This window comes from Ohtaekwangia sp., from assembly GCF_036568665.1.
Classification (GTDB): Bacteria; Bacteroidota; Bacteroidia; order Cytophagales; family Cyclobacteriaceae; genus Ohtaekwangia.
Genome location: NZ_DATCSD010000339.1, coordinates 1 through 8,892, shown reverse-complemented (window position 1 = coordinate 8,892; position 8,892 = coordinate 1). Strand labels below are relative to the sequence as shown.

The following is an 8,892-nucleotide window of genomic DNA, read 5'->3' as shown; positions in this document are numbered from 1 at the left end:
CGCGGCTCGTAATCTGCTCACCGGCCAGGTTGAGCACCACCGTTGCAACGATCAATAAGATGATGGTAGCTTGTCTTTTTTTAAGCTTACTTCTCATACACACAGTAAAATACTGCCAACAAAGTTTACGACTGGTAAACGTAAAATGAAATTTACCTTTCTTTTTTCGTTGAGTCCAGAAAAACTCCGGACAACGATCCTGTTTTAATCGTTGTGTCCGGACGATACTATATTCTTTAAAGTATATCGAGACTGTTCTTGAGATTTTTCCAGTAAGTATCCGAAACCGGAATAGCCTTACTCTTTATATAGATGATATTCTCCTCGATGCGGTCAACTTTCTCCAGCGAAATCACAAAACTCCGGTGTACCCGTATAAAACGTTGTGGCGGTAACTTATCTTCAATAGACTTTAGCGTGGCATGCACCATAAATGATTTCTGGGCAGTATTTACTTTTACATAATCTCCCTGAGCTTCCAGCCAAAGTATATCTGTGAAATTTATCTTTTGCAGTACACTGTTATCCTTAATGAAAATAAAATCTTTATTCTGCACACCCCACGCGCGCGATTTGGCTTCCAACAAGCTTCGCACTTTATCGATCGCCATTGTAAAGCGATCGGGATGTACCGGCTTCACTAAATAATCGGCAACATTAAATTCGTATCCGTATACAGCATATTTTTCATGACCAGAAATGATGATTACAATAGGACGCTTTTTAAGTTTCCGCAGAAAATCAAGACCCGATATCTGGGGCATCTCTATATCCATGAGTATCAGATCAACGGAATTATTCTTCAGGTAATCAAGTGCCTCCTGGGCTGAGCTGCATGTTGCTGCCAATACCAGGTTATCTTCCTGTGCCACCAGCTGAGCTATAACATCGCGGGCAATGGCATTATCATCTAGGATCAGGCAGGTCATACTTCATGTAAGTTTTTGGCATCTTTTAGCGGAGTCAATATAAAAAGAAAATAGATAGACAGCCGCTTTATCCCATAGATCGACCGTAGTTATCGCCAATTTTCTTGGAGTCACCTATAAACCTGCCGCGTCCAACGAAAATAATAACACCTGATAAGTCGTGTGATTATACTTGGATATGATTCATTCAACCTCTTTGCTACACACAACAAGACCAGGGTTCAAACACGAAGTAAAGCATGTAAGACGTCATCCGGAGATTTAACCAGTTGGAAAAAGAGTATAGGAAAAAGTTGTCCGCAGAAAAATCTGAAAGACAAGTACCTCCGGTTAAAAAATTACCCTTCACGTGAAAAATTCTCAGGCAAATTCTCCTGCAGAAACACGAAGAAGAAAACAGAAACAGAACGATCACACCACCAGCGTGCGATCATCCGGCAAGCCGATATAAATGCCACATCTCAGTAAGTAACAAAGTCTATGCGAAGAGCAGGTATCATTTTTCTTCTATTGATTCCGGTGGCAGCCGCAGCGGGAATGCTATACCTTAACCTGCCGGTATATATACCCGCAGGCATTCTTGCGCTGGCATTGATTATATGCTCCGTTCAATTATATACTCTCCAAAAAACTGTTCGTGACTTTATTGTACGAATGACTGGCTCCTCCAGCGGACAGGATCTACTGGAGGCCGTAGAATATAAATACCAGCACCTGCAGGAAAATACGCACCGGCTTATTGATGCACTGGATAAAATTGGAGAAGACGACCAGCAAGCTTTTGACGACAGCAAACTGGATGGCGAAGCCGGAGAAGCTATACGCAGGCTCAAAAAAAAACTTGCCAGCCTGAAGGTAGAAGAGAAAAGAAGGGTATGGGCTGCCCAAGGTATAGCATCGATTAACGAAATACGCGAGAACAACGCAAACCTTACGGAGTACGGCTATAAACTGGTGCGCCATCTTATAAAATACCTGGAAGCCAACCAGGGAGCATTCTATACATTACAAGATGAAGTACAGCCACCTCACCTGGAGTTACTCTGCACGTATGCGTATGGTCGAAGAAAATTCAGCAATGAAAAAGTAATAATCGAGATTGGCAATGGCATTGTAGGACAGAGTGTGCTGGAGCGGCAGATCTCCATGCTTACCGATATACCGGCAGACTATATCCATATAACGTCCGGGCTAGGCGATGCTCCTCCGGGTTGCTTAGTGGTAATACCGCTGGTATACCGCGATGAAGTGTTTGGTGTGATTGAACTCGCTTCTTTTAAAAAATTTGAAAAGCACCAGCTTGAATTTATTACCCGCGCCAGTGAAGTAATTGCACTGGAACTCTCCAACCTTCGCTCGCAGGAGCGCACGCGAAAATTGCTGGAAGAATCGCAGGAAGAAGAGCTGCGACAAAGTTTACTCGACATGAAAGCCGCACAACTGGAAATGGTGCGCAAGGAAGAAGAGCTGAGTCACCAGTTAGTGGCTACCCAAAAGGCAATGAACATGGCTGAACAGGAGCGCAAGAAGAACGAAGCGATACTGGAAGGTTGTATGGATGCCGTGATCAGCTTTAACCAGCAGGGATATATAGGCTACATGAACCGCGCTGCCGAAGAGATGTTTGGCTACGCCCGCCACGAAGTATTGGGGAAAAGTGTCATTGATATACTGAAGATCAAAATACAGGAAGAGGATGACGACAAGTTTGTGATCCGCACCAGCACCGGCAATGAAGTATCTGTACGAACGGAAATATATACTACCGATAGCAAAGGCGATGAGCTGTCACTATTACTCACGGCCACCAGTGTAAAGCTGGATCGCGAATATTTATTTACCCTGTTTGCTCAAAAAGTATCTGTCGACCTCTTCTGAAAACCTCTATGCAAGAACACAGGTTACACGATATTGACGAAGACCCCGAGCATTTTTTGCAAAATGTAAACCGCGAACTGAAGGAACTTATCACCATCACTACGGCTGATTTTGTAAAGGTAAAAACGATCCTTAAAAATTACTTCGATAACAGCCAGCAAACTGAGAAACCAACGGGGGGGATAAGCGCACGTATCGAGGCAATGATTGTTGACCTGCAGTATATGGATATATTTTGCCAGCGGGTAGAACATCTTGTATCGGTACATAAGCAGGTAATCAAAAAACAATCGGCACTGAGCTTTCGCGAGTCTGTTTTTCACCTGCATATATTTCAGTCGATGACCATTGAAGTAGATCTGCTGCAATCTGTTTCTTCCATCAATGCTACACTACACGATCTGAAAGATCATTTTGCTGAAGTAGGAAAGATTGCGTGGAATGAACATACCTTCTTCAGTAATACCGAGCGCATTCGCGAGATCATTCGTAAAACCATTACTTCGCTTACAGAAGCTGCTGGCGATATCCGGCATTTGCCTATACCGCCTTTTACTGGCGACCAGATACAAATGCTGAACGCTTTATATACTATGGAGAGTGAGCGCGTGGTGCTGGCGTGGTTTCTCGACAAGATGCCGGCCGGCAGCTGGGAAGATCTCTTTCAGCATTACCAGGCAACACTAAGCCAGATCAACACCGAAACCAATACAGAAATTTTCTAAAGTATATATATGGCCCGCGTAAAACTCAAAGTAAGTCATGATAACCAGATCATCACCCTGCGTGCCAGTGGTGATCTGAACGTGCAGCACGCGCAGCAGCTAAAAGCAAAACTCCTCGAGATACTGGAGACGCCTGCTGAAACACACCTTGCTCTCGAAGGAGTAACCTCGATCGATACTGCTGCTATACAGTTGATCTTTCTTTTCAGAAAAGCATTAACGAATCAAAACTATATATCCAGGATCACACTGCCGGAAAGCCCGGCCGTGCAGAGCCTGTTGGAAAAAACCGGAGTAACTAAATTTTTATAAACATGTCGAAGACCATTGTAGTAATTGACGATTCCGAGAGCATTCGCGAACTGGTAGGCCTCACGCTGGAGAGTGCCGGGTATTCCGTTGAAAAAGGAATTGACGGTAAAGATGCCCTGCGGTTGTTCGATAACCGCGAAGTCAATCTGGTTATTACAGATCTCAACATGCCACACATTGATGGTATAGCGCTGATCCGCGAGATCCGTAAGATGGAAGCCTATAGCATGGTGCCTATACTTGTGCTCACTACCGAATCGCAGGCCGCTAAAAAAGAAGAAGCTAAAGCAGCAGGTGCAACAGGATGGATCGTGAAACCATTTGTGGCAGAAAAATTACTGGCAGTAGTACAAAAAGTTATCCGATGACTGAAAAATTACTGGACATCTTTCTGGGAGAAGCACAGGAGCTCATTGTTGAGATCGAGAAGGCTGTGCTGCTGCTGGAACAAAACCAGCAGGATGAACATGGCATCAGTGCGATCTTTCGCGCCATGCATACCCTGAAAGGTTCTTCCGGTATGTTTGGCTTCGAAGCCGTAAGCGGTATAACCCATCACCTCGAAAGTATATATCAGGATATACGCGATGGTGCCCGCGCTATGGATGCCAATGTGCTGGCCATTACACTGAAAACGCTGGATCACCTGCGCAACCTCATGCAGGACCCGCATCTGGGCGATGCCGGTGTTCGCGCTAATCATGAGCAATTACTAACAGCGATCCTGTCGCTGGAAGATGCACACACCAGTCATCATACTGCAAACAATACTGCACCCGCTTCTGCCAACACGGCACAACAGCGAAGCTACTATATCTATATACTTCCGCACCCGGCTATTCTGCGCAACGGTACAAATATACTATACCTGGTAGACGACCTGCTGGCGCTGGGCGAAGGTACAGCGTTACCATTCTTCCATCAGATTCCGGAGCTGGCAGCTATAGCGCCTGATACTTCCTATATGGGTTTTGAAGTGGTACTCGCTACTACAAAAAAAGAAGAAGATATACAGGAAGTATTCATGTTCGTAGAATCGGACTGCGACATCACGATAAAATCACTGGCCGATGGAAATATACTTTCGGCTATTGGCAAACACGAACAAATACAAAATCGTGATGTAGCGGCAGCACTTGGCTATGAAGGTATAAAAGCGCTTGCTGCACATCCTAAAAAGAAAATCAGTAAAGCCGATAAAGCACGCAGTGCCGGTATAAATAATGCTGCGAGTATACGCGTAAGTTCCGAACGGCTCGATGACCTGATGAACCTGGTGAGTGAGCTTGTAACGACACAGGCACGGCTCTCTCTTTTCTCCGGTGAGAATGATTCTACTGAGCTCTCCAATATTTCAGAAAATATAGAGAAGATCACGCGCAGGCTCCGCGACAATGCTTTTACCATGAGCCTTGTGCCGCTGGAAAGTATAGTAGTGCGGTTTCAACGACTGGTGAGTGACCTCTCCAAAGAACTTCATAAAGATATAGAGTTCACTGCTGTTGGTATGGACACCAAGATCGATAAGTCGATCATTGAAAAACTTACCGACCCTTTACTTCATATACTGCGCAACAGCATTGATCACGGCATTGAAAATCCGGAAGAACGCAAACGCAGAAATAAATCACCGAAAGGTAAATTACAGTTGCGCTCCTATTACTCCGGTGGAAATGTAATTATCGAGATAGCCGATGATGGTGCCGGTATAGATCTCACTAAAGTAAAAGAGAAAGCTATTGCCAAAGGCTTGATCGATGGTCACGCTGCTCTTAGCGAAAAAGAATTAACCGATCTCATTTTCCTTCCGGGATTTTCTACAGCCTCCGTTATTACCGGTGTATCGGGCCGAGGTGTAGGGATGGATGTAGTAAGACGCAACGTGAGCGATATACGCGGAGAGATTGATATAGCTACACGGGCAGGCGAAGGCACGACCTTTATTATCAAACTGCCGCTTACACTTTCCATTCTCGATGGGTTGCTGGTAAAGATTGGTGATACTGATTTTATACTGCCGCTCACCTCTGTAGCAAAATGTTATGAAGTAAAAACCGCTGCGCTGGAGTCAAGCTTTAACCAACTGATACAGCTTGATGAGAAACGATTGCCCTTCTTCTTCCTGCGCAACGACTTTGCTATTACAGATCATAAACCGGAACTGAGCCAGGTTATACTGGTATCGTATGACGGGCAGCAGGTTGGCCTTGTCTTCGACCGGATTGAGGGCGAGTATCAGGCGGTGTTAAAACCGTTGGGAGAATTTTATCAGAGGCAAAATGAATTTTCGGGAGCAACCATTTTGGGTAACGGTAATGTAGCACTGGTGCTCGATCCTAATAAACTTATCGGTAAACTAATTGATCATTATAAAAATCAACAACGCTATGAGTACGCAGGCTGAAACACTCAATTCATTTCTCTCCTTCCGGCTGGATGACGAGCTCTTTGCCGCTAACGTTGGGAAAGTGCTGGAGATCCTGGAGATCCCCAAGATTACCAAAGTGCCCCGTTCACCGGAGTATATGCGTGGCGTTGTAAACCTGCGCGGTAATGTTTTACCGGTTATTGATACACGTACCAAGTTTGGTTTGCCGCCCACCAGCGATACCGTTAACTCCTGCATACTGGTGCTGAGTATAGCATCGGCCGGCAAGAACATTACACTCGGTGCCGTAGTAGATGCTGTGCAAGAGGTAATGGAGATCGATAACAGTGCTATACAGGCTGTACCTTCTATGGGCACGCGCTATAAATCAGAATTTATCGATGGCATGGTAAAGCTGAACGATCAGTTCATCATGCTGCTGAACCTCGACCTGGTGTTTACTTCCGAAGAAGTATTTGTACTGGAAGAAGCTGCCGGAAGCAAGAATTAAAAATATACTATATCCGCAAAAGAAATATACCTCATCCTACACTCCTAAATATAAAATTATGAAACTCACTATCAAGACCCGGCTGATCTTCGGATTCATCGTATTGATCGCCTTGTCGGCTGCCATTTATTTTTTGGGCAACAGCAATGCTAACACACTCAATGGAAGCCTCAACACCATTGTAACGGTAAATGCCAAGCGCTTGCAATACGCGATGAAGATTGCAGAAGATATACAGTTCATCACCAAGCGCGAAAAAGATCTTATTCTTACGCGCGATGATCAGGAACTCGATGAATACTCGAAAGCCGTGAGCGATCGTGCAACGGAAATGCTGGGTCGTGTAGATGATCTGCGTGCTATATCTGACGATCGCGGACAGGAGATCATTGATCAGTTCAGCAAGAACTGGGAGCTATATCAAAAAGCGTACAACCGTATAAAAGCGCTTAGCCTTAAGAATACCGATTCTACTTCCAACGCTGCTTACGAAATATCACGCTCAGATGCACGCTCGGCTGCTACAGAAGCAGTGAGCACTATATCGGGCATCGTAAAAAAGAATCAGGCAGCTATGGATGAAGCTGCGCGCAATGCAGATGCTATATATGCATCGGCTACACGCAATATGTTGATACTCCTCATCTGCAGTATATTTATTTCTATAGGGGTTTCGGTATGGATCATTACTTCTATTTCAAAATCGATCAACTATGCAAAGGATGCTATCAGGCGTGTAGCGGAAGGCGATCTTACGGTAGATATAGCCAATACGTTCAAGGATGAGATAGGCGATTTGCTGGATAACTTCAAAGTGATGATTGAAAAACTGAAAGAGGTATTAACATTTGTTGTTACGGCTTCGGATAATATAGCGGCTGCCAGTATGCAGATGAGCAGCACATCGCAAGAGATGTCGCAGGGCACACAAGAGCAGGCAGCATCAGCTGAAGAAATATCTTCTTCAATGGAGCAGATGGTTTCTAATATTCAGCAGAATACCGATAACGCGCAGCAGACTGAGAAGACAGCGATGAAAGCTGCGGAAGATATGCAGGAAGGAAGTGCCTCTGTCAATCAAACGATCGACTCGATGAAGAAGATCGCTGAGAAGATTGGTATCATCGGAGAGATATCACGACAAACCAATTTACTCGCGCTCAACGCTGCCGTAGAAGCAGCACGTGCCGGTGATCATGGTAAAGGCTTTGCTGTAGTAGCTGCCGAAGTACGCAAGCTTGCCGAGAGAAGTCAGTTAGCCGCAGGAGAAATAAATGATCTGTCGCGAAGCTCTGTTTCCATTGCTGATAAGTCGGGCAAACTTCTTGAACAGATCGTTCCGAACATTCAGAATACAGCAAAGCTTGTACAGGAGATTGCCGCTGCGAGCCAGGAACAGAACAGCGGTGCCGAACAAGTCAATGGAGCAATACAGCAATTCAATAAAGTTATACAACAGAATGCTGCGGGTGCAGAAGAGATCGCTTCGAGTGCTGAAGAACTTGCCAGCCAGGCAGAGCACTTACGCGAGACTATATCATTCTTCAAGATCGATAAACACCAGCGAACAGCGGCAGTAAAAACACAGGCACGCGCTCCGAAACGTTTCTTCCATAGCAAAGGCAGCGACAAGATAAAACCGAATGGCGAGAAAGGTATACTGCTCGACCTGAACAAGGATGATGCGCTCGATGCTGACTACGAAAAATTCTAATGCTATACCACATATAAAAAAAGTATATATATTTTAATATCTCTATAGATGTCAGTTACCGGCAGCTCGCCTATTGATTTCAACCACGCACGCCTTTCTACGGGCGAGTTCAATCAATTGGCCAGGCTGGTATACTCTACGTGCGGTATACATCTGCCGCCCACCAAAAAAATTATGCTGGAGGGCAGGCTTGCCAAAAGACTGCGTGCATTGGGAGTTCGTTCTTTTAAAGAGTATATCGGGTATCTCGCAACAGACGAAGGTATAGAACATGAGCTGGTACACATGATCGATGTGGTGACTACCAACAAAACGGATTTCTTCCGGGAACCTCACCACTTCGATTATCTTACGTCTACCATTCTGCCGGCATATCATAAACAGCATCATGGCCGCAAGCCCTTTCGAATATGGAGTGCAGCCTGCTCTACCGGTGAAGAGCCCTATACTATAGC

10 protein-coding genes are annotated in these 8,892 nt (G+C 45.1%); 9 read left to right on the top strand and 1 reads right to left on the bottom strand.

Going from position 1 to position 8,892, the window contains the following annotated elements; all coding sequences use genetic code 11:
• Positions 1–236: 236 nt before the first annotated feature.
• Positions 237–929 (bottom strand): LytTR family DNA-binding domain-containing protein, encoded by a 693-nt coding sequence (locus tag VIN08_RS19285; RefSeq protein ID WP_331968386.1) that lies wholly within the window; start codon positions 927–929, stop codon positions 237–239.
• A 162-nt stretch (positions 930–1,091) separates the two neighbouring features.
• On the opposite strand from VIN08_RS19285, the gene VIN08_RS19280 reads away from it, so the two are divergent.
• From VIN08_RS19280 to VIN08_RS19240, 9 genes are all read left to right on the top strand, one after another.
• Entirely contained in the window at positions 1,092–1,397 is a 306-nt protein-coding gene (locus tag VIN08_RS19280; protein WP_331968383.1) for a hypothetical protein, read from the top strand.
• Between the two features lie 12 nt (positions 1,398–1,409).
• The gene (locus VIN08_RS19275) at positions 1,410–2,807 is read left to right on the top strand and encodes a PAS domain S-box protein (RefSeq protein ID WP_331968380.1); all 1,398 of its coding nucleotides are present in this window, start codon (positions 1,410–1,412) and stop codon (positions 2,805–2,807) included.
• Positions 2,808–2,815: 8 nt separating this feature from the next.
• The gene (locus VIN08_RS19270) at positions 2,816–3,532 is read left to right on the top strand and encodes a hypothetical protein (RefSeq protein WP_331968378.1); all 717 of its coding nucleotides are present in this window, start codon (positions 2,816–2,818) and stop codon (positions 3,530–3,532) included.
• A 9-nt stretch (positions 3,533–3,541) separates the two neighbouring features.
• Positions 3,542–3,844 (top strand): STAS domain-containing protein, encoded by a 303-nt coding sequence (locus tag VIN08_RS19265; protein WP_331968375.1) that lies wholly within the window; start codon positions 3,542–3,544, stop codon positions 3,842–3,844.
• A 2-nt stretch (positions 3,845–3,846) separates the two neighbouring features.
• The gene (locus VIN08_RS19260) at positions 3,847–4,212 is read left to right on the top strand and encodes a response regulator (RefSeq protein ID WP_331968373.1); all 366 of its coding nucleotides are present in this window, start codon (positions 3,847–3,849) and stop codon (positions 4,210–4,212) included.
• The gene (locus VIN08_RS19255) at positions 4,209–6,248 is read left to right on the top strand and encodes a chemotaxis protein CheA (protein WP_331968370.1); all 2,040 of its coding nucleotides are present in this window, start codon (positions 4,209–4,211) and stop codon (positions 6,246–6,248) included. The genes VIN08_RS19260 and VIN08_RS19255 overlap by 4 nt, the downstream gene beginning before the upstream one ends.
• A complete protein-coding gene (locus VIN08_RS19250; RefSeq protein WP_331968367.1) occupies positions 6,232–6,723 on the top strand; it encodes a chemotaxis protein CheW in 492 nt (163 codons plus the stop codon). The genes VIN08_RS19255 and VIN08_RS19250 overlap by 17 nt, the downstream gene beginning before the upstream one ends.
• Positions 6,724–6,781: 58 nt before the next feature.
• Positions 6,782–8,437 (top strand): HAMP domain-containing methyl-accepting chemotaxis protein, encoded by a 1,656-nt coding sequence (locus VIN08_RS19245; RefSeq protein ID WP_331968364.1) that lies wholly within the window; start codon positions 6,782–6,784, stop codon positions 8,435–8,437.
• Between the two features lie 48 nt (positions 8,438–8,485).
• A partial coding sequence (locus VIN08_RS19240) for a CheR family methyltransferase (RefSeq protein ID WP_331968361.1) occupies positions 8,486–8,892 on the top strand: 407 nt, incomplete at its 3' end.